Raw genomic sequence first — 19,026 nt, 5'->3', positions numbered from 1 at the left:
ATGGCGGCCGGTCCGGACCGGGAGGCGACGGCATGAGCACGGTGATGCCCACGGGACCCCTGGCGTCGGCGGAGGCCGTGCTCGAGCTGCTGCGCGAGTGGGAAGAGGCGGGCTGGCTGCGCGGCGTGGACCGGGCGCTGGTGCGCTTCCTGCACGAGCAGGCCCCGGCCGCGTCGCCGCTGGCCCTGCTGCTGGCGGCGCTGGCCAGCCATCAGGTCGGGCGCGGCCATGTGTGTCTGGAACTGGACGCATTGCTGCAGGCCCCCGACGCCACGCTGGCCCTGCCGCCGGAGGGCGAGCCGGGATCAAAGCCGCCGCCGCGACCTTCTTCGGTACTGCAGGGGGTATCCGTTGCGCAGGTTGCGGCGGCCCTGCAGGACAGTGGCCTGGCCGGACCGGGCGAGGCGGGTGGAACGCCGCTGGTGTACACCGGGGGGCAGGTCTATCTGCGCCGCTACTGGGAGAGCGAGCGCCGCATCGGCCAGGCCATCCGCGCGCGCCTGGCGGACCGCGAGGCCTGGCAGGGTGCGCTGGACGAGCAGGCGGCGCGGGACTGGCTGGATCATCTGTTCGGACCGCCGGCGGAGGCTGCCACCGATCCGGACTGGCAACGCCTGGCCTGTGCCCTGGCGGCCGGTTCCGGCTTCAGTGTGATTACCGGCGGGCCGGGGACCGGCAAGACCACGACCGTGCTGCGACTGCTCGCGTTGTTGCAGGGGTTGCAGGGTCCGGACGACCCGCTGCGCATCCGCCTGGCGGCGCCGACCGGCAAGGCGGCGGCGCGCCTGAATGCCTCGGTCAGCGGGGCGCTGGATCGCCTGGGGCTGGACCAGCTGCCCGATGGCGACGCGCTGCGTCGGAACCTGCCCGCCGAGGTGGTGACGGTGCACCGCCTGCTCGGGGCGCGCCCGGATACCCGGCACTTCCGCCACGGGGCGCGCAACCCGCTGGCGGTGGATGTGCTGGTGGTGGACGAGGCCTCGATGATCGACCTGGAGCTGATGGCGAGCCTGGTCGAGGCCGTGCCACGCACGGCGCGCCTGATCCTGCTGGGGGATCGCGATCAGCTCGCCTCGGTGGAGGCCGGCGCGGTGCTGGGCGAACTGTGCCACCGCGCCGGGGGCGGGCACTACACGCCGCAGACCGCGCACTGGCTGGAGGCCGTGACCGGGATGGCCGTGCCGGCGGCCATGCAGGATGCGGCCGGTCAGGCGCTGGACCAGCACATCGTGATGCTGCGCGAGAGTCATCGCTTCGGCGCGGACAGCGGGATCGGGCGGTTGGCCGCGGCGGTGAACACGGGCGAGGCATTGAATGGGCCGGACGGGGACGATGCCGTCCGGCAAAAGGTACTCGCTGGGCCCGAGGACCCGGCACTGGTGACGCTCGCGGTGGACGGGCGCGCGGACACGCCGGAGGGCGAGGCGGTGGGTTATGCGGGCTATCTCGAGGGCCTGCGGGCGGCGCGGCCGGCCCCGGCGGCCCCGCGCGCGGCCTGGGAGGACTGGGCGCGCGACGTGCTGGCGGCCCACGGGCGGTTCCAGCTCCTGTGCGCGGTGCGCCGCGGCCCGTGGGGGCTGGAGACGCTGAACCGGCGCGTCGCCGCGGCCTTGCAGGCGCGCGGCCTGCTCGAGGGGGACGCGGGACGGATGGACGGGCCGGGGGCCGGCGGACAATGGGTCGAGGGGCGCCCGGTGATCGTCACGCGCAATGACTACGCGCTGGGGCTGATCAACGGCGATATCGGCATTGCCCTGGCCGTCCCGGCCTGGCTGGCGCGTGGCGAGCCGGAGGCGGACTCGGATGCCACCAAGGGCGAAGACTGGGTGCTGCGGGTGGCGTTCCTGGCCGCCGGGGACGGCGGGCGTGTGCGCTGGGTGCTGCCCAACCGCCTGGAGGCCATCGAGACCGCGTTTGCCCTGACGGTGCACAAGGCCCAGGGGTCGGAGTTCGAGCACGTGGCCCTGGTGCTGCCGGACGCGGACAGCCCGATCCTGACCCGCGAGTTGGCGTACACCGCGATCACCCGCGCCAGCCGCTGGTTCAGCCTGCTGGAGCCACGTGCGGGCACGCTGGTTGCGGCCAGCCAGCGCCAGATCCGCCGTAGCGGCGGCCTGCGGCGGTGGCTGGGGAACGCGTCGTAACGCGTCGTAGAGTGCGTTGAGCATCGCGAAACGCACCGTTCACGGGACAACACCCGCCCTCTTGATGCGATTCGCTGCGCTCATCGGCATCCTACGTCCGTTGCCCGTGTCCGGGGTTGGCAGCATTGTCGGATGCGATGAGCCCCGCGACTCGCATCACCTCGCCAATCGTCCGCTGTCCAGGTCCGGCTTTGGCGGGGGCTTCGCCTGCAAGCAGGCTCCCACAGAGGGTCGTGCGGCTGGCCGCTCGGGGGGTGTTCAGGTGGTGCGGCTGCCGTAGGTGACGACGGATTCGATGCGTTGGGCGCGTTCTGCGTCGAGGCCGTCGGTCTGGGCGAGGGTGGCAGCATCGGCGTTGATGATGTCGCGCACGCTGCCGATGTCGCGCAGGAGGTCGCGGGCCTGGTCGGCCTCGACGCCGGGCAGGCCGCTGACGATGAATTCGGCAGCCTTGCGCCGGGTGTCGGGCTTGGTCGGGCGGTCAGACGGGTCCGGCTCGATCTGTGCGTTCAGCCCCAGCAGGTAGATCAGCATGCCGCTGTTGTCGGCATCGGAGCTGGGCAGGACGCTGATCCCGAGGGCGATCGTCAGGTGGGCCAGGGCGCGGTGGATGTCCAGCGCCTGCTGGTGGAAACGCGGCTCGTAGAGGTCCCCCTCCACGATGTAGACGACCTGCTGGTAGTTGGCCTTCAGCTTGGCGGCGCTCTCCCACAGGGTCTTGTCGACGACGCTGAGCACCATGTCGGTGGCGGACTTGCGCTCGACCACGACGCCGTTTGGCAGCAGGTAGTCGCCGACGTCGAGGTCGGTGAATTCCAGCTCCACTCCCTCCAGGCGTTCGATGCGCTGAATGATCTTGCCCTGCTCGCGGCGGTCTGCGCGGATCGGCAGGTGAACGTTTTCCATGGGGGGGCTCCGGTTGGTTGGCAAACTCAGGGCACTCTAGGGCGTGCCGCGGGCCGCTCCAAATGGCCGGATGGCGGGCGGGGCGGCCCGGTGCACGGGTTGGCGTGCGTGGGCGCCGCACATGGCCTACAGTCGGGGAGCGTGCCCGGCGGATGGCAACCGTGGGCATGCATGGAAACAACAAAAATAGAAAAGGATGGAGTGCATATGTCGATTCAGATTGCAGTGGTGGGGCTTGGCCGGGTGGGCGGCCGCTTCCTCGAGATGTTGCTGGAGTCCGGTCTGCCGGGGATGACGATCTGCGCGGCCTCGGAGCAGGGCGAGACCGAGGGGCGCCGGCTGGCCGAGGCGAAGGGGATCCCGCTGGAGTCGGTTGCGGATCTCGTGGCGCGCGGGGATCAGGTGGACGTGATCTTCGATCTGACCGGGCAGCCGCAGGTCCGCCAGGAGCTGCGCGAGGGGATGCAGAACAGCGGGAACCGCCATACGGTGGTGGCGCCCGAGGTGATGGCGCACCTGACGTGGTCGATGCTGACGCGCGAGGCCCCGCCGGACGTGCACGGCAGTACGGGGTACTGATCCAGCGCCGCGTCGCCGGGGGTTCGATGGCGGCGCGAATGGCTGGATTCGGTCACGAAAGGCCGCCTTCGGGCGGCCTTTTTGTTGCTGGCTGGCGCGCAGGCGTTGGAGGCCAGGCGGAGCGATACGCAAAATGATCGCTCGCTGGTTCGAGCTGATGGTGGGTGTCCTTCCCCTTGATGTCATCCCGGCCGTACCGCAGCGCGGAGCCGGGATCTTCGGTGTCGCGGTGGCCGGCCGGGGGATCCCGGATCACCGCTACGCGGTGTCCGGGACGACGGGGTGGTGTGGGGGCCCCGCTTCAGACCAGGCGTGTCTCCAGGCAGTCGGCGAGGGCGAGAGGCGCCATGGCCCTTGAATGAATCCAGCCCTGGTAGAGGTCGCAGCCGATCGTCCGGAGGAAGTCGCGCTGTGCCTCGGTCTCCACGCCCTCGGCCACNNGTGGCCGAGGTGGACGATGGAGCGCAGGATCATGTCGGATTCCGGGTCCTGGCCGATGTCGGCGATGAACGAGCGATCGATCTTGAGCTTGTCGATCGGCAGCGATTTCAGGTAGGCAAGGGAGGAATAGCCGGTGCCGAAATCATCCAGTGCGACCCGGATGCCCAAGGCCTTTAGCCCGCGCAGTTGATCGCGGGTCAATGCGACGTCCGCCATGGCCACGGTTTCGGTGACCTCGATTTCGAGGTGCTCGGGTGGGGCGCCGGTGGCTCGGAGAGCCCTGCCCAGATGGTCCACCAGGTCATGTTGGCGGAACTGAATGGCGGAGATGTTGATCGCGACGCGGAGGTCGAGACCCGCGCGGGACCACTGGGCGAGCTGCTCGCAGGCCGTGCGGATGACCCAGTCGCCCAGCGGCAGGATCAGTCCGTTGGCCTCGGCGCTGGCGATAAAGCGTGCCGGAGCAACCGGTCCGAGCTCGGTGTCCGTCCAGCGTGCCAGGGCCTCGACGCCGATGATGCGGTTCGAGGCGACATCGAGCAGGGGCTGGTAGTGCAGCTCGAGTTCGTGGTTCTCCAGCGCCTGCTGGAGGCGTTGCTGCAGGCGCTGTTCCTCATGCACCTGGGCGTCCAGGTGCTGCGAGAAGAAGGCATAGGTGTTGCGTCCGGAGTGCTTGGCCTCATACATCGCCATGTCGGCGTAACGCACCAGGGTGCATTCGTCGCGGGCATCGCGCGGGAACAGGGCGATACCGATGCTCCCGGTGGAGGCGAGGTTGCGCGTGTGTTCGGTCTGGAACGGGCTGCCGAAGATGCCGAGGATGCGCTGGGCGACCTGGCCGATGGCCTGTTCGTCCTCGACGTTGGTCAGCAGGATCATGAACTCGTCGCCGCCGAAACGCCCGATGGTCGCCTCCTGGTCCAGGGCGCCCTGAAGTCGGGCGGCCACGGCCTTCAGCAGCTGGTCGCCCTCGTGATGGCCGAAGGTGTCGTTGACCATTTTGAAGTTGTCGAGATCCAGCAGCATGACGGCGATCGGGTGGCCGTGACGTTCGGCCTGGGCGATCCCCTGCGTCAGGCGGTCGTGCAGGAGCCAGCGGTTGGGTAGTTCGGTCAGGCTGTCGTGGGTGGCCTGGTGCTGGATCCGCGCCTCGCGGCGCTGGCGGTCGGTGATGTCGCGGATGAACGCGGTGATGCGGCGGCCTTCGCTGTCGTCGAAAGCATTCAGGCTGATGTCCAGCGGGAACTCGGTGCCGTCGATGCGGCGCCCGCGCAGGTGGGGCACCTGCCCCATGGTGCGGCGGTTGATGGTGTGGGCATGTGCCCGCCGGTGCATGCGGTGGCGTTCGCGCAGGCGTTCGGGGACCAGCCGCTCCACCGGTTGCCCGATCAATTGCTGGCGTGGATAGCCGAACAGGCGTTCGATGTTGCGATTGGCCATCACGATACGGCCGTCCATGTCGGTGACCAGCACGCCGTCGGGGGCCGTCTCCACCAGTTGCTGGTAACGCTGCTCGCGCATCTCGATATCGCGGTGGGCCTGGTGCAGGCGCTGGAGGGGCGAGCGCACGCTTTCCAGGAACAGGCCCTGGTAGATCAGGAGATACGCCGCGAGCTTGTAGATATGGCCGAGTACAAACGGGGTGTCGGTCAGGTCGTCGTAGAACATGAAGAACAGCCCGCTGCCGATGCTGATGACCAGGGCGGCGGCGACCAGGGGCATACCCGGACGTTGCAGCAGCTCACGGCGCAGGGCGAGCAGGGCCAGGGTGGCCAGGTGCAGGCTGATCACCAGCGCCTCCAGCCCCACCTTGATGGGCGTGAGCCCGCTGACCGGGTCGAACAGGGGCGGGACGATTTCCGCATGCCAAAGTCCGATCCACGCCAGCAAGGCGACTAGCAGGAGGCTCCCGATCAGGTAGACATGGCGTGGTGGACCGTCGCTTTGCGAGACCATGGGCAGGGCCACGTAGGCGAGCAACGCCGCCGCCGCGACCAGGCGCGCGGCCAGCCAGAACAACAATGTCTGTTGTGGCGAGTTCGGGGTGATGAAATCCGGCATGGCCGGATAGGTCATCAGGTGCAGGAAATCAAGCAACGCGACCGCCAGGAAGGCGCACGCCAGCAGCAGAGAAGCGGCCACGCGGCGGCGGTCGATTACGTGGTAGCCCACCGCAAACACCAGTACTGCCACAACCACCGCGAACAACTCCGCGCCCGTGTGGAAGGCGGTCAGGTGTTCGCTGGGCAGGATGCGGGGCAGCTCCGCCCCGAGCATCCAGATCGCCAGCGGTAACAGCAATAGCGCCAGCAGAACGCCGGAGGCGAGGGCAATATGTTGCCGCAGGTACCGATCGGATGGGGAAGTCATCTGGGGAGCTTTCCCTTTCAGCGATGTCTTGCCCAGAACTGCCGGGCGAGGCCTTGCAGTCCGGTTGCGAGCTGCGCGACCTCGCGGGCGGCGGTGTCGCTTTGATCGGCCCGGTTCGCGGTGGTGTCGGCGGCGCTGCGGATCGAGTCGACCCCCCGGCGGATCTCTTCCCCGGCGGTCCCCTGTTGTTCCACGGCGGCCGCAATCCGGGTGCTCATGTCGCGGATCTGTCCGACGCCCGAGGTGATGTTTTCGAGTGCCGCCGCCGCCTGCCGGGCCTGTTCGACACTGGTTTCGGCCTGCGTGCGGCTTTGTTCCATGGACGCCACCGCAGCCCGCGCGCGATCCTGGAGACGCTCGATCATCTGCTGGATTTCGGCGGTGGAATCCTGTGTTCGACTGGCCAGTGTGCGCACCTCGTCCGCCACCACGGCGAAGCCTCGCCCCTGTTCGCCGGCGCGTGCGGCCTCGATCGCCGCGTTCAGGGCGAGCAGGTTGGTCTGCTCGGCGATGCCGCGGATCACGTCCAGAACGCTGCTGATGTCCTGGCTGTGGCGTTCCAGTTCGGCCATCACACCCGATCCATCGCGAATATGCTGTCCCAGGTTTTCGATGGCCTGCGTGCTTTCGGCCACGACGCCGCTTCCGGCACCGGCTTCGCGGTCGGTCCGGTCGGCTGCATCGGCCGCACCCTGGGCGCTGCGGGCGACCTCCTGCACGCTGTTCACCATCTGCTGGGTGGCGCTTGCCACCTGCTCGGTCTCGGTCTGTTGATGGTTGCAGGCTTGCCGGCTGTCACCGACCGCAGTGACCAGGGCGTCGGCGGTCCGGGTAAGGCGTTCGGCCGCGTTCCCCATGCGCCCGACGACCGAGCCTGCCTCTGCCTCCAGCATCTGCATCGCGAACAGGATCTCGCCGGCCTCGTCGGTCCGCCCGGTGTAGATGTACTGGCTGACCGGGTTGTTGGCGATGCGGCGGGCGTGGGCCACCGCGCGGCAAAGCGGCGTCAGGCTGGTCCAGACGAGCAGGCCGGCGACCAGCAGGGTGGTCAGGGTGAAGATCAGTGCGGAGCCCCAGGTGATGCCGGTCAGGGCGAGGCTGGCAATCAGGCCCAGCAGCACGCCACCGGCCACCGAGGCGACGGCCCGGGTCTTGATGCCAATGCGTGGCAGACGCAGCGACAGGGGCATGCGCCCCTCGAGCAGGGCGGCGTAGACGGATTCGGCCTTTTCCACCAGCTCGCGTTGCGGCTTGGTGCGGACGGACTGGTATTCGACCGTTTGACCGTCCTCGGTCACCGGTGTGACGTACGCGCTGACCCAGTAATGGTCGCCGTTCTTGCAGCGGTTCTTGACCATTCCCATCCAGGATCGTCCGCCTTGAACGGTCTGCCAGAGGTCCTCGAATGCGACAGGGGGCATGTCCGGGTGACGAACCACGTTGTGATTCTTGCCCAGCAGCTCTTCTTCCTCGAAGCCGCTGATGTCGATGAACTCTGGGTTGACGTAGCTGATGGCCCCCTTGAGGTCGGTGGTGGAGAGGATATTGGCACTCTCCGGGTAGTCCACCTCGATCCCGGTGACAGGCAGGTTGCGTTTCATTTTGTTCCCCTGATGGCCGATCGTTGTTATTTGGGGTCGCGTCGGCCTGACCGGTGCTGCGTTGGCATCGGTTTTTTTGAGATGAAGCTAGCGGATATTCCCGCACAAAACAAATATATATCCGATGGGGTATGGAGCGGTGTCTTTTCATTGACAAAAGGCGTATAGTGCCCGGATCGAACGCCCCGCCCGTCAGCGTCCGTTCATTTGATCCAGAGCCTTCCGGCTCGCAGTGATCCCCCTGATTTCGTTTCCCCCGATGGGTGCTCTGTGTTGAACGAGTGGCGGGTGGCGTTGGAGCATTCCATGACTGATACGACCTTTGCCGACCTCGGGTTGGCCGATACCCTTTTGCGTGCGCTGGAAACCTCCGGGTACCAGCACCCGACCCCGATCCAGGCCCAGGCCATCCCGGAAGTCCTGAAGGGAGGCGACCTGCTGGCCGCCGCCCAGACCGGCACCGGCAAGACCGCCGGCTTCACCCTGCCGATCCTGCAGCGCCTTTCCACCTCGGATGCGCCGCAGGCCGGCAATGGCCGCCCGCGTTGCCTGGTGCTGACCCCGACCCGCGAGCTGGCCGCGCAGGTTCACGAATCCGTGAAGACCTACGGGCGCAATCTGAAGATGCGCTCGATGACGATCTTCGGCGGTGTCAACATGAACCCGCAGATCAAGGCCCTGCGTGATCGCATGGACATCGTGGTGGCGACGCCGGGGCGTCTGCTGGATCACGCCAATCAGAAGACCATCGACCTGTCCGGTGTGGAGATCCTGGTCCTCGACGAGGCCGATCGCATGCTCGACATGGGCTTCATCCGTGATATCAAGAAGCTGATTGCGATGATGCCGAAGAACCGCCAGAACCTGATGTTCTCGGCGACCTTCTCCGACGAGATCCGCAAGCTGGCCAACGGCCTGCTGAACAACCCGGCGGAGATCGACATCGCGCCGCGCAACACGGCCGCCGAGGGCGTGGAGCAAAGCGTGCACCTGGTCGAGACCAGCCAGAAGCGCGAATTGCTGAGCCACCTGATCCGCACCAACAACTGGGAACAGGTGCTGGTGTTTACCCGTACCAAGCACGGCGCGAATCGCCTGGCCGAGAAGCTGTCGAAGGACGGCGTGCGCTCCGAGGCGATTCACGGCAACAAGAGCCAGGCGGCCCGTACCAAGGCGCTGAAGCAGTTCAAGTCCGGTCAGGTGCCGGTTCTGGTGGCCACCGATATCGCCGCGCGCGGCCTGGACATTGACCAGCTGCCGCAGGTGGTCAACTTCGAACTGCCGAACGTGCCGGAGGATTACGTGCATCGCATCGGTCGCACCGGGCGTGCCGGCTCCGCCGGTGCCGCGCTGTCGCTGGTGGATGGCGAGGAGATCAAGCTGCTGAAGGGCATCGAGCGCCTGATCAAGCGTCCGATCGACCGTATCGAGACCGAGGGCTTCGCCACGCCGAAGCCCGCCGCCAATGATGGCAACGCGAATGGCCGTGGCGGTCCGGGTGGCAAGCCGGGCGGTGGTGCCCGCAGCGGCGCCCCGCGCAACGGTCGCGGCGGCAAGCCCGGTGGTGGTCGCGGCGGCAACGGTCGCCCGTCCGCCAACGGCAACCGCGCGGCTCGCAGCCGGTAAGCGGACCCGCTAAAGCAGTACCGCGAACCCGCGGTCCCGAGTCTCGGGACCGCGGGTTTTTTGTGTCTGGGTATCGGGGGTGAGGCGAGCGCCCGCTCAAGGGCTTTATTCACCACGAAGCGCACGAAGAAGGTCAAGGCCAAAGGCGTATCAACACAGAGGACACAGAGAAAGGACGCATTCTGTCTGGAACCTCTGTTAGCCATTGCCGCTGGCCCCACGGCTTGAAACCAAGCGAGCCCCATCCTTCAAGTTGAAAGCCTTTTCATCCTCTCCGTGAGCTCCGTGTCCTCTGTGGCGCGATCGCCCTCGATCTTCTTCGTGCCTTCATGCGCTTCGTGGTGAAACGATTTTTGGCTTGTGGTGGGACCTGGGGTTGACCCGGATCAAGACGATAGGGGCGGGGCGGATGGATACTGTGTCGGGCTCAAGACCGGGATCGGCTGGTCGTTAAGGGACGGAAAGGAGGGCGTCGATGAAGATTGGACCGTTGGGTGGGCTGCGACTGAAGCTGATTATCCTGGTGATCGTGGTGAGCACCGTGCCGTTGTCCATCATGGGCGGCGTGACCTTCCACACCATGAAGGGTGATCTGGCCGCGGGTGTGGACGCGGCGCTGGTGACCCAGTTGTGGTGGCTGCTGTGGGTGCTGTGGATCGTCGCGTTCGTGGTGGCGCTGGGTATTGGCTGGTTCTACGCCAATGTGCTGACGCGCCCCATGGAGCGCCTGGCCGAGGGGCTGGAGGCGATCGGCGAGGGCCGCGCGGATCTCGGGCACCGCGTGGAGGTGACGACCGACGACGAGATCGGGCGCACTGGCGCGGCCTTCAACACGGTGATGGGCCGGCTTTCCGGGCTCATTCGCCAGGTTGCCGACGCGGCGGACGGGATTGCCGCCTCGGCGCGGCAGCTGGATGGGCGCAGCAATGAACTGACGCGTGCCACCCACGAACAGCGCGGTGATGTGGAGCAGGTGGTCACGGCGATGAACCAGATGTCTGCCACGGTGCAGGAGGTCGCCAACAACACGCAGAGCACGGCCGAGAGCGCGGGGCAGGCGACGCGTGCGGCGGAAGGCGGGCGCACCGTGGTGCAGGCGACCCAGGGTGCGATCAACACGCTGGCCGGCGAGATTCGTCAGGCGAACAATGTGATCGTGGAGCTGAAAGGTGACAGCGACAACATCGGCACGATCCTGCAGGTGATCGAGGAGATCGCCGAGAAGACCAACCTGCTGGCGCTCAACGCGGCCATCGAGGCGGCGCGGGCCGGCGAGGCCGGGCGGGGCTTCGCGGTGGTGGCGGACGAAGTGCGCCACCTGGCACAGCGCACCAACGACTCGACCGGGGAGATCCGCGAGATCATTCAGCGCCTGCAGGGCGGGGCCACCCGCGCGGTGCAGGCGATGGAGGTCAGCCAGCAGCATGCGGAGACCTCCGTGGCGAAGGCGGGCGAGGCCGGCGAGACCCTGGAGTACATCCACGACTCGGTGACCGCCATCGACGACATGACCCGCCAGGTGGCCAGCGCGACCGAGGAGCAAAGCCAGGTGGCGGAAGAGATCAACCGCAACATCCACCACATCAACGATATTGCCGTGCGCAATGCCGACGGGGCGAACGAGATGCAGCAGGCGGTGGAGGCGCTGGAGGCCCTGGCGCAGCAGCTACAGGGCGAGGTTGCGGGGTTCCGTCAACAGGCCTAACGGCGGAGCCAGGCACAGCGCAGGTTCGGCTCGCCATCCTGGGAAACCGGGGGGGTGGTGTGACGCCGGATAAGCGACCGCAAGGCCTTGCAACGGGGCTTCAGAAGCCCCGGCGCAGGGCGTCGAAGCCCAGAGCGACGTCGTCGGGGTCGGCACCGGGCTCGATGCGCAGGCGTTCGCGCACCATGTTGCGATCGATGTGGGATTCCTCGATGGCGGCGTCCGGCAGGCGGTAGAGCCACCAGGCCAGCGCCGCCTGGGTGCGGGTCTCGGACCAGGGTTCCAGGTCGGTGCCGATCCGTTCGGCGTGGGCGCCCAGCTCCTCGTTGAAGAACGGTTCCAGCCGGTCCAGTGCCGCGAGCGGGTCGGGCATCTCCGGTCGCTCGCCGTCCAGTGCCTCCGTGGCGCGCGCCAGTTCCTGGCGGGCGATCTCCGGCCAGATCTGCGAGGGCAGGTAGCCCTCCATCGCCGGGCGACCCGCCGCGGTGATGCCGTGCAGGTAGCCCTGTTCGGTCTGCAGGTAGCGATCCAGCGCCGCCAGGGCCTCGCGCGCCCACGCAAGCGTTTCCCGGTCTTCCATTACCCGCGCCATGTTCGCCAGGGCGGCGATGGCCTGGCCCGAGGTGTCGGCGTAGGTGTTGCGGTCGACGCGGGGCGGGTCGGTTTGCGTGCGCGTCTCCGGGTCCAGCTGGTAGTAGTCGCGGTCGGCGTACTGGCTGTTGCCGAAGCGCAGCTGGCGGCTGTCCCACAGGTGGTCTTGCAGGTAGTCGCGGATGCCGCGGGCGATCTCGGCGTAGCGCTCGTCGCCGGTGGTGTCATGGGCCTCGGAGAACAGCCACAGGAACGCCGCGTTCTGGTCCAGGCGCTTGGAGGTCTCCAGTGCCAGGACGGGGTCGCGCTGGTCCGGATCGTGAAAGAAGAAGAAGCCGCCTTCGACCTCGTCGTAGAGGTCCTCCGCGATCTGGTCGAGTAGCCCGGGCATGCGATCCCGCCACCCTTCGGCGGTGAGCAGGAAGCGATAGGTCCAGGGCTGCGGGCGCTTGCTGAGGGTGCCGAAGGTGGCGCTGCCGCTCAGGCGGTCGGCGCGGGCATCGTAGACCTCGTCGAGCATCTCCATGAAGGCTTCAAGATCGTCGATCGCGGCATCGTCCGGCGTGATCTCGCGACCGGTGACCGAGAACATGTCCCGCTGGGCCACCAGGATGTTCTGCAGGTCGCGGGCATTCACGTGACCGGTAAAGCGGGTCAGCATCTCGTCCTCGTGATTCACGATGACCACGAAGGGCAGGCCGCGGCCACCGTAGCGCCGGAACAGATCCGCACGTTCGTCCAGATCGACCAGGACCGGGATGTAGTGCTGGTCGATGGTGTCCACCACGTCGGGGTTCTCCAGGGACTCGTCCTGGAAGTCGCGGCACCAGGTGCACCACTGGCCGTGAAAATAAAAGAAGATGGGCCGCTCGCGTGCCTCGGATTCCTCGAAAAGCTGGCTGTCCCAGTCCTGCCACGCGATCGCGGAATCGGCGGGGTAGTCCTCCGCGGCGGCCGGCAGCGCGAGCGCCAGCAGGGCGAGTCCCGCGACGAAACCGCGTGCGGCGGACCACTGGATGCGGTGCGTAGCGGGCGGGCTTTTGATGTGGAGAGGTTTAGTCATCGCGGGTGCTTCAGATCGTTGTGTCTATGGGTATAGACCAATGGGAGAATTGAGCGTTCGTGCCCGGGGCGGGTGGTAGGATGGCCGGACTTATTGGGGCAATTGTGGTGAATGCATGAACGTCGAACGCGCCGGGCGCCGCGCCCTGCATCATGTCGAAGTGGCCGTGCTGGTGGTGATCGCCGTCGCCACCGTGATCGCGATCCTGCAGGAAATCGCCACCATGGTCTCGGCGATGTGGGTGGGGTTGGCCGACCTGCTGTTGCTGTTCATCTTTCTTGAGGTGCTGGCGATGGTCGGGATCTACTTGCGTTCCGGGCGTCTCCCGGTGCGCCTGCCGATCTACATCGCGATCGTCGCGCTGGCGCGCTACGTGATCATCGACATGAAGGACATGGACGTATGGGAGCTGATCGCGGTGACTGCCGGGGTCCTGATTCTGGCGGGCGCAGTGCTGGTGCTTCGCTACGGGCATGTCCGGCTCCCATATGACGACGAAGGTCGCATCACGCCGGGGATCGAGGACGATCCGGCGAAGGAGCGCGACGTGCCGAAGGGGCGCTACGGGTCCGATCAATGACACGGCCGGGTGCAAGCCGGCGGGTGATTCACCTGCTGCCCGGCCTGTGGGCAGCGCCCGAGGGCGCGGTGGCCGGTGCGCCTCCGCTCTCTGTGCGACGTCTGGCGCGCTGGCTCGGACGGGCGCGGGGCGGGGTCACCGGCACGGAAGCACCAGGGTGGGAGGCCGCATTGGCCGAGCGGCTGGGATACCGGCCAACCGATTCCGGATGGCGAACCTGGCTGGTCCAGCCGGTGCAGCTGACTGCGGGGATGAAGGACCTGGTGGCCTATCCGGTGGATCCGGTGTCGGAGGCCGAGCGCGAGGCCTTGTGGTCGGCTGCACAGCCGGAACTGGAGGCGGCCGGGGCGACCTTGGCGCTGAGCGAAGACGGCTTGTGGGAGTTGCGGATGGACGCCGAGGGCGATGCGTCGGGCCCGCCACCGTCGCTCGGCATGGGGCGCGCCATGGTGGCGCCGTCGATGCAGGGCGATGTGGCTCGGCGCCTGCAGGTACTGGCCAACGCCTTGCAGATGGCCTGGTTCCAGCACCCGGTGAACCTGGCGCGCGAGCGGGAGGGGCGTGGGGCCGTGCATGGCCTCTGGCCCTGGTCGCCCGGGCATCCCGGTGGCCCAACGAGTGTGGGCCGTGTGTGCGGCGGCGGTGTGGTCGCGCACTGGCTGGCGCGGGGCGCCGGCATCGACTGGGCAGCCGACCCGGCGGCCGACCCGGCGGAATCCGGCGATACCGTGGTCGTCGTCGAGGCACTGGAGGCGGCCCCGTCGCTCGAGCGCCGGCTCGAGCTTCTGGAGTCGGTTGCCGACGACGTGGTGGCGCCGAAGCTGCGGGCTCTGCTCCGTGGCGGCCTGGGCGCGCTGGAATTTGTTGATCCGCAATCCACGGCCGGGTCGGGCGCCGGCGCCCTGGTGCTGGAACGCCGCGACGCGCTGGCGTTCTGGCGCCGTCCCCGCCGGCCCTGAAGCCGCTGTCGGGTGTTATACTGCGCGGCTTTTCTCGCCACGTGATCGAACCTGCCGTGTGCGCCACGGCACCCGACGGAAACTGCCATGGAACTGAACGCGCTGTATTCCCTGATCGATGACCTGAAAGGCCGCCTGGAAGGCCTTAGGGGGTATCTTTGACTACCCTGCCAAGGAAGAACGGCTAGAGGAAGTCCAGCGCGAGCTGGAGCAGAACCCGGATATCTGGAATGACCCGGAGCAGGCCCAGGCGCTGAACAAGGAGCGGGCCCAGCTTGAGGGCGTGGTGGTCAACATCCGCGAGATCGGCACCCAGCTGGATGAAAGCCGGGACCTGCTGGAGATGGCCGAGGCGGATGGCGACGAGGAGACGGCGGCGTCGGTCGAGGCCGATGTGGAGGCGCTGACCGCGCGTATCGAGGGCCTGGAGTTTCGCCGCATGTTCTCCGGCGATATGGACGCGGCCAACGCCTACCTCGATATCCAGGCCGGTTCCGGGGGCACCGAGGCCCAGGACTGGGCCAACATCCTGCTGCGCATGTACCTGCGCTGGGCCGAGCACAAGGGCTTCAAGGCGGAGGTCACCGAGCTCTCCGAGGGCGAGACCGCCGGGATCAAGAGTGCGACCGTGCACATCCAGGGCGAGTACGCCTTCGGCTGGCTGCGCACCGAGACCGGCGTGCACCGGCTGGTGCGCAAGTCTCCGTTCGATTCCGGCAACCGCCGGCATACCTCGTTCGCGTCGGTGTTCGCCTCCCCGGAGATCGACGAGAACTTCGAGATCGAGATCAATCCGGCGGATCTGCGGGTGGACACCTATCGCTCCTCCGGCGCCGGTGGTCAGCACGTGAACACCACCGACTCGGCGGTGCGCATTACCCACGTCCCGACCGGAGTGGTGGCGGCGTGTCAGGCCGGGCGTTCGCAGCACAAGAACCGCGAGATGGCGATGAACCAGCTGCGCGCCAAGCTGTACGAGCGCGAGTTGCAGGAGCGCAATGCCGAGAAGCAGGCGGTGGAGGACACCAAGTCCGACATCGGCTGGGGCAGCCAGATCCGCTCCTACGTGCTGGATCAGTCGCGGATCAAGGATCTGCGCACCGGCGTGGAGGTCGGCAACACCCAGGGCGTGCTCGACGGAGACCTCGACCCCTTTATTGAAGCCAGTCTCAAGAGTGGCTTGTAAGTCTATCTATTGCATGGATTTCTGATGACCGAAACCACTGACGAGAACAAGCTGGTCGCGCAGCGCCGCAGCAAGCTGAACGAGCTGCGCGCGGCCGGTCCGGCGTTCCCCAACGATTTCCGTCGCGATGCGCTGGCGGGTGCGCTGCACGCCGCGCACGACGAGACCGAGGGCGAGGCGCTGGAGGCCCAGGGGATTCGCGTGACGGTCGCCGGGCGCATGGTCGGCAAGCGCGTGATGGGCAAGGCAAGCTTCATCCGCCTGCGCGATCAGTCGGGCGACATCCAGTTGTTCGCGCAGCGCGACAGCCTGCCGGAGGGCGTGTACCCGGCGTTCAAGCAGTGGGATCTGGGCGATATCGTGGGTGGCCAGGGCAGGCTGTTCAAGACCAAGACCGGGGAATTGACGGTCCAGCTCGACGAGCTGCGTCTGCTGACCAAGAGCCTGCGTCCGCTGCCGGAGAAGTTCCACGGCCTGACCGATCAGGAACAGCGGTATCGCCAGCGCTACGTGGACCTGATCACCAGCCTGGACAGCCGCGAGCTGTTCCGCACCCGTACCCGGATCGTGCGCTACATTCGCGAGTACTTCGAGGATCAGGATTTCATCGAGGTGGAGACCCCGATGATGCAGGTGATCCCAGGCGGGGCGACCGCGCGGCCGTTCACCACCCATCACAACGCGCTGGATATGCCGCTGTACCTGCGCGTCGCGCCAGAGCTGTATCTCAAGCGCCTGGTGGTCGGCGGCTTCGAGAAGGTCTTCGAGATCAACCGCAATTTCCGCAACGAGGGGCTGTCCACGCGGCACAACCCCGAGTTCACCATGCTCGAGTTCTACGAGGCGTTCGTGGATTATCGCGCGCTGATGGATCGGACCGAGACCCTGCTGCGCGGGCTGTGCGAGGACGTGCTGGGCACGACCACCATTGAGTACCAGGGCGAGAGCTACGATTTTGGCAAGCCGTTCACCCGCATGAGCGTGCGCGAGGCGATCCTGGCCCACAATGCCGAGATCGCGGACGCCGACCTCGAGGATATCGAGAAGGTGCGCGCGCACTGCGAGCGCCTGGAGATCCCGATCAAGGAAAGCTTTGGCCTCGGCAAGCTGTGGACCGAGATCTTCGAGTACACCGCCGAGAACCAGTTGCGTCACCCGACCTTTATTACCGCCTATCCGACCGAGGTCTCGCCACTGGCGCGGCGCAACGACGATGACCCGTTCGTCACCGATCGCTTCGAGTTGTTTGTCGGCGGGCGCGAGATCGCGAACGGCTTCTCCGAGCTGAACGATCCGGAAGACCAGGCCGAGCGCTTCCGCGCCCAGGTTGCGGAGAAGGACGCCGGTGACGACGAGGCGATGCACTTTGACGCCGACTACATCCGCGCGCTGGAGTACGGCCTGCCGCCGACCGCCGGGGAGGGCATTGGCATCGACCGCCTGGTGATGCTGCTGACCAACAGCGCCTCGATCCGCGACGTGCTGCTGTTCCCGCACCTGCGCCCGGAGGCCTGACTGGGCAAGCGGTGATCCGATGAGCGACCTCGCCTGGATCTCCGAGGAGTTCCTTGCGCCGGATGCCGGAGCGGTCGCGCTGATCCTGCTGGGGGCCATCCTGGGTTCCAGCATCCTGGCCGACACGATTGCACGGCGAACGGCGATTCCCCGGATCTCCCTGCTGGTGATCGTCGGCCTGGTGGTTGCCGCGATTCAGCAGCTGGTGCTGGGGCAGGAAGGCGGCCGCCCTCTGGGGGATCTGGCCGAGCCCCTGATCCAGCTGGCGCCTGCGCCAGCTGGGCCCGCTGATTCTGGTCCTCTCGCTTGCCGTGATGGGGGTGGGTGCGCTGGTTGTGGGTGGCGGGCTGCTCCTGCTGGGCTTCCCTCTGGTGCTCGCCCTGACGCTGGCGGCGATTTCGGTGGCCACGGACCCGGCCGCGGTGGAGGAGATCCTGGCGGAAGGACGCCCGCGCAGCCGCGCGGCACGGGTGCTGACCGGCGTGGTCGCGATCGACGACGCCTGGGGCATCCTGGCCTTTGGCCTGGCGATGGCGTTTCTGGGCTGGTTCCTTGCCGGCGATGGTTCGGGGGCGCTGCTGCACGCCGGCTGGGAACTCGCGGGTGCCGTTCTCCTGGGACTTGTCGTGGGACTGCCAGCGGCCTGGCTGACCGGCCGGCTGGAGCCGGGCAAGCCGACCCAGGCCGAGGCTCTGGCACTGGTCTTGCTCATCGCGGGGCTCTCGATGTGGCTTGGGGTGTCGGCGTTGCTGGCGGCCATGATCGCCGGCTTTCTGGTGATCAACCTGTCATTGCACCACAAGCGCTCGTTCAACGAGATCGAGCATATCGAGTGGCCATTCCTGGTTTTCTTCTTCGTGTTGTCCGGTGCGAGTGTGGATCTGCTGGCGCTGGGCTCGGTGCTGTGGCTTACCCTAGCCTACGTGGCGTTACGGCTGGTAGGGCGCTACCTTGGCGGCGTGGTGGGCTGGCGACTGGCCGGGCGCCGGGCCCAGGGGGTGCCGCGCGGGATCGGCCTTGCCCTGACGCCTCAGGCTGGGGTGGCAATCGGCATGGCGCTGCTGGCGGCCGAACGTTTTCCCGAGCAGGCTGGGCTCATCGTGTCCACGGTCGTAACCTCCACCTTGGTTTTCGAGCTGATCGGGCCCTGGATGCTGCGACGGGTCGTGTATCGCGACTGATGAGTGCCGCCGAGCGCGGTGGAGGGGGACCTCTGGCCGGTGAGGGAACACACGTTAGTCACGTTCAAGTGATAACACCGTGAAATCGTTGCCATCGAGTCGGATATTCAGCTCGTCGCCGTCTTCGGTGATGCCCTCGAGTTCGATGACGCCGTCGTCTTCGAACTCGATCTCCTTGAAGCGGAGCATGCCGTGATCCCGCGCGACGGCCGCTGAGCGGAGAATCATCTGGGCGGTCATGCCCGCCGCGTGATCGGGGTCGCGTACGCGTTCTTCGCGAAGCAGATCACCATCCAGATTAAACCGGGTCTCCATGCGCAGCTGTGCGTCGTCCCAGCCCTTGAGGACGAATTCCCGGTCACTTTCTGCCTCCAGTTCCTCGAAGGTGTCGAAACCGTGTTCCTGGCCGATGTCGACGATGGCCTGCATCGACTCGAGCGGGATGGTGTCGGACTGACCGGGGCTGCACGCCGCCAGAAGGACGATGAGCGGGGCGACGGCAAGGGAGAGAAGGCGCAGATTCATGAGTTCGAGACCTGATGGTGGGTTCTGGGGAGTGGCAAGGACCGGCTGCGCGTC

General features: G+C 67.2%; 13 protein-coding genes and 1 pseudogene. 9 read left to right on the top strand and 5 right to left on the bottom strand.

What is annotated here, in order from left to right; genetic code table 11:
• Window positions 1–32: 32 nt before the first annotated feature.
• Window positions 33–2,144: an exodeoxyribonuclease V subunit alpha gene (recD, locus tag B0684_RS02530; protein ID WP_018650268.1), complete on the top strand. Its 2,112-nt coding sequence runs from the start codon at window positions 33–35 to the stop codon at window positions 2,142–2,144.
• 258 nt (window positions 2,145–2,402) lie between these two features.
• Here the strand turns inward: recD and B0684_RS02525 are convergent, their stop codons facing one another.
• On the bottom strand, window positions 2,403–3,050 hold the full coding sequence (locus tag B0684_RS02525; protein WP_018169567.1) for an ERCC4 domain-containing protein: 648 nt from the start codon (window positions 3,048–3,050) through the stop codon (window positions 2,403–2,405).
• Between the two features lie 207 nt (window positions 3,051–3,257).
• Here B0684_RS02525 and B0684_RS02520 point away from each other — a divergent pair, with 207 nt between their 5' ends.
• Window positions 3,258–3,629, top strand: coding sequence for a Rossmann-fold NAD(P)-binding domain-containing protein (locus B0684_RS02520; RefSeq protein WP_018169568.1), 372 nt, complete (start codon window positions 3,258–3,260; stop codon window positions 3,627–3,629).
• 301 nt (window positions 3,630–3,930) lie between these two features.
• Here B0684_RS02520 and B0684_RS02515 read toward each other — a convergent pair.
• Window positions 3,931–6,440 (bottom strand): annotated as a pseudogene (locus tag B0684_RS02515) (putative bifunctional diguanylate cyclase/phosphodiesterase).
• A gap of 17 nt (window positions 6,441–6,457) precedes the next feature.
• Window positions 6,458–8,041, bottom strand: coding sequence for a methyl-accepting chemotaxis protein (locus B0684_RS02510; RefSeq protein WP_018650266.1), 1,584 nt, complete (start codon window positions 8,039–8,041; stop codon window positions 6,458–6,460).
• Between the two features lie 306 nt (window positions 8,042–8,347).
• Between B0684_RS02510 and B0684_RS02505 the strand changes: the two genes are divergently transcribed.
• Window positions 8,348–9,667: a DEAD/DEAH box helicase gene (locus B0684_RS02505; RefSeq protein ID WP_018650265.1), complete on the top strand. Its 1,320-nt coding sequence runs from the start codon at window positions 8,348–8,350 to the stop codon at window positions 9,665–9,667.
• A 475-nt stretch (window positions 9,668–10,142) separates the two neighbouring features.
• A complete protein-coding gene (locus B0684_RS02500; protein ID WP_018145889.1) occupies window positions 10,143–11,372 on the top strand; it encodes a methyl-accepting chemotaxis protein in 1,230 nt (409 codons plus the stop codon).
• Between the two features lie 100 nt (window positions 11,373–11,472).
• Here B0684_RS02500 and B0684_RS02495 read toward each other — a convergent pair whose 3' ends face one another.
• Window positions 11,473–13,026, bottom strand: a complete 1,554-nt coding sequence (locus B0684_RS02495) for a DUF255 domain-containing protein (protein WP_018650264.1) — start codon at window positions 13,024–13,026, stop codon at window positions 11,473–11,475.
• A gap of 115 nt (window positions 13,027–13,141) precedes the next feature.
• On the opposite strand from B0684_RS02495, the gene B0684_RS02490 reads away from it, so the two are divergent.
• From B0684_RS02490 to B0684_RS02470, 5 genes are all read left to right on the top strand, one after another.
• The gene (locus tag B0684_RS02490) at window positions 13,142–13,606 is read left to right on the top strand and encodes a phosphate-starvation-inducible protein PsiE (protein ID WP_018169572.1); all 465 of its coding nucleotides are present in this window, start codon (window positions 13,142–13,144) and stop codon (window positions 13,604–13,606) included.
• Between the two features lie 170 nt (window positions 13,607–13,776).
• Window positions 13,777–14,565, top strand: coding sequence for a hypothetical protein (locus B0684_RS02485; protein ID WP_018650263.1), 789 nt, complete (start codon window positions 13,777–13,779; stop codon window positions 14,563–14,565).
• A gap of 87 nt (window positions 14,566–14,652) precedes the next feature.
• A protein-coding gene (gene prfB, locus B0684_RS02480) for a peptide chain release factor 2 (RefSeq protein ID WP_143592437.1) occupies window positions 14,653–15,751 on the top strand; the annotation gives its coding sequence in 2 pieces (ribosomal slippage) (window positions 14,653–14,724 and window positions 14,726–15,751; 1,098 coding nt in all).
• Between the two features lie 24 nt (window positions 15,752–15,775).
• Window positions 15,776–17,266: a lysine--tRNA ligase gene (gene lysS, locus B0684_RS02475; protein WP_018650262.1), complete on the top strand. Its 1,491-nt coding sequence runs from the start codon at window positions 15,776–15,778 to the stop codon at window positions 17,264–17,266.
• Window positions 17,267–17,586: 320 nt separating this feature from the next.
• Window positions 17,587–18,447, top strand: a complete 861-nt coding sequence (locus B0684_RS02470; RefSeq protein ID WP_233123365.1) for a cation:proton antiporter — start codon at window positions 17,587–17,589, stop codon at window positions 18,445–18,447.
• A gap of 54 nt (window positions 18,448–18,501) precedes the next feature.
• Here the strand turns inward: B0684_RS02470 and B0684_RS02465 are convergent, their stop codons facing one another.
• Window positions 18,502–18,972: a PepSY domain-containing protein gene (locus B0684_RS02465; protein ID WP_018650260.1), complete on the bottom strand. Its 471-nt coding sequence runs from the start codon at window positions 18,970–18,972 to the stop codon at window positions 18,502–18,504.
• Between the last annotated feature and the right edge of the window lie 54 nt (window positions 18,973–19,026).

It is taken from the genome of Thioalkalivibrio versutus, assembly GCF_001999325.1.
In the GTDB taxonomy this organism is placed as follows: domain Bacteria; phylum Pseudomonadota; class Gammaproteobacteria; order Ectothiorhodospirales; family Ectothiorhodospiraceae; genus Thioalkalivibrio; species Thioalkalivibrio versutus.
The sequence above is the reverse complement of the archived record's forward strand: the minus strand, read 5'-3'. Positions and strand labels throughout refer to the sequence as shown.

Excerpts from the sequence above, each read along its gene's own strand:
- recD (WP_018650268.1), top strand. The coding sequence starts at position 33 with ATGAGCACGGTGATGCCCACGGGACCCCTGGCGTCGGCGGAGGCCGTG.
- B0684_RS02525 (WP_018169567.1), bottom strand. The coding sequence starts at position 3,050 with ATGGAAAACGTTCACCTGCCGATCCGCGCAGACCGCCGCGAGCAGGGC.
- B0684_RS02520 (WP_018169568.1), top strand. The coding sequence starts at position 3,258 with ATGTCGATTCAGATTGCAGTGGTGGGGCTTGGCCGGGTGGGCGGCCGC.
- B0684_RS02510 (WP_018650266.1), bottom strand. The coding sequence starts at position 8,041 with ATGAAACGCAACCTGCCTGTCACCGGGATCGAGGTGGACTACCCGGAG.
- B0684_RS02505 (WP_018650265.1), top strand. The coding sequence starts at position 8,348 with ATGACTGATACGACCTTTGCCGACCTCGGGTTGGCCGATACCCTTTTG.
- B0684_RS02500 (WP_018145889.1), top strand. The coding sequence starts at position 10,143 with ATGAAGATTGGACCGTTGGGTGGGCTGCGACTGAAGCTGATTATCCTG.
- B0684_RS02495 (WP_018650264.1), bottom strand. The coding sequence starts at position 13,026 with ATGACTAAACCTCTCCACATCAAAAGCCCGCCCGCTACGCACCGCATC.
- B0684_RS02490 (WP_018169572.1), top strand. The coding sequence starts at position 13,142 with ATGAACGTCGAACGCGCCGGGCGCCGCGCCCTGCATCATGTCGAAGTG.
- lysS (WP_018650262.1), top strand. The coding sequence starts at position 15,776 with ATGACCGAAACCACTGACGAGAACAAGCTGGTCGCGCAGCGCCGCAGC.
- B0684_RS02465 (WP_018650260.1), bottom strand. The coding sequence starts at position 18,972 with ATGAATCTGCGCCTTCTCTCCCTTGCCGTCGCCCCGCTCATCGTCCTT.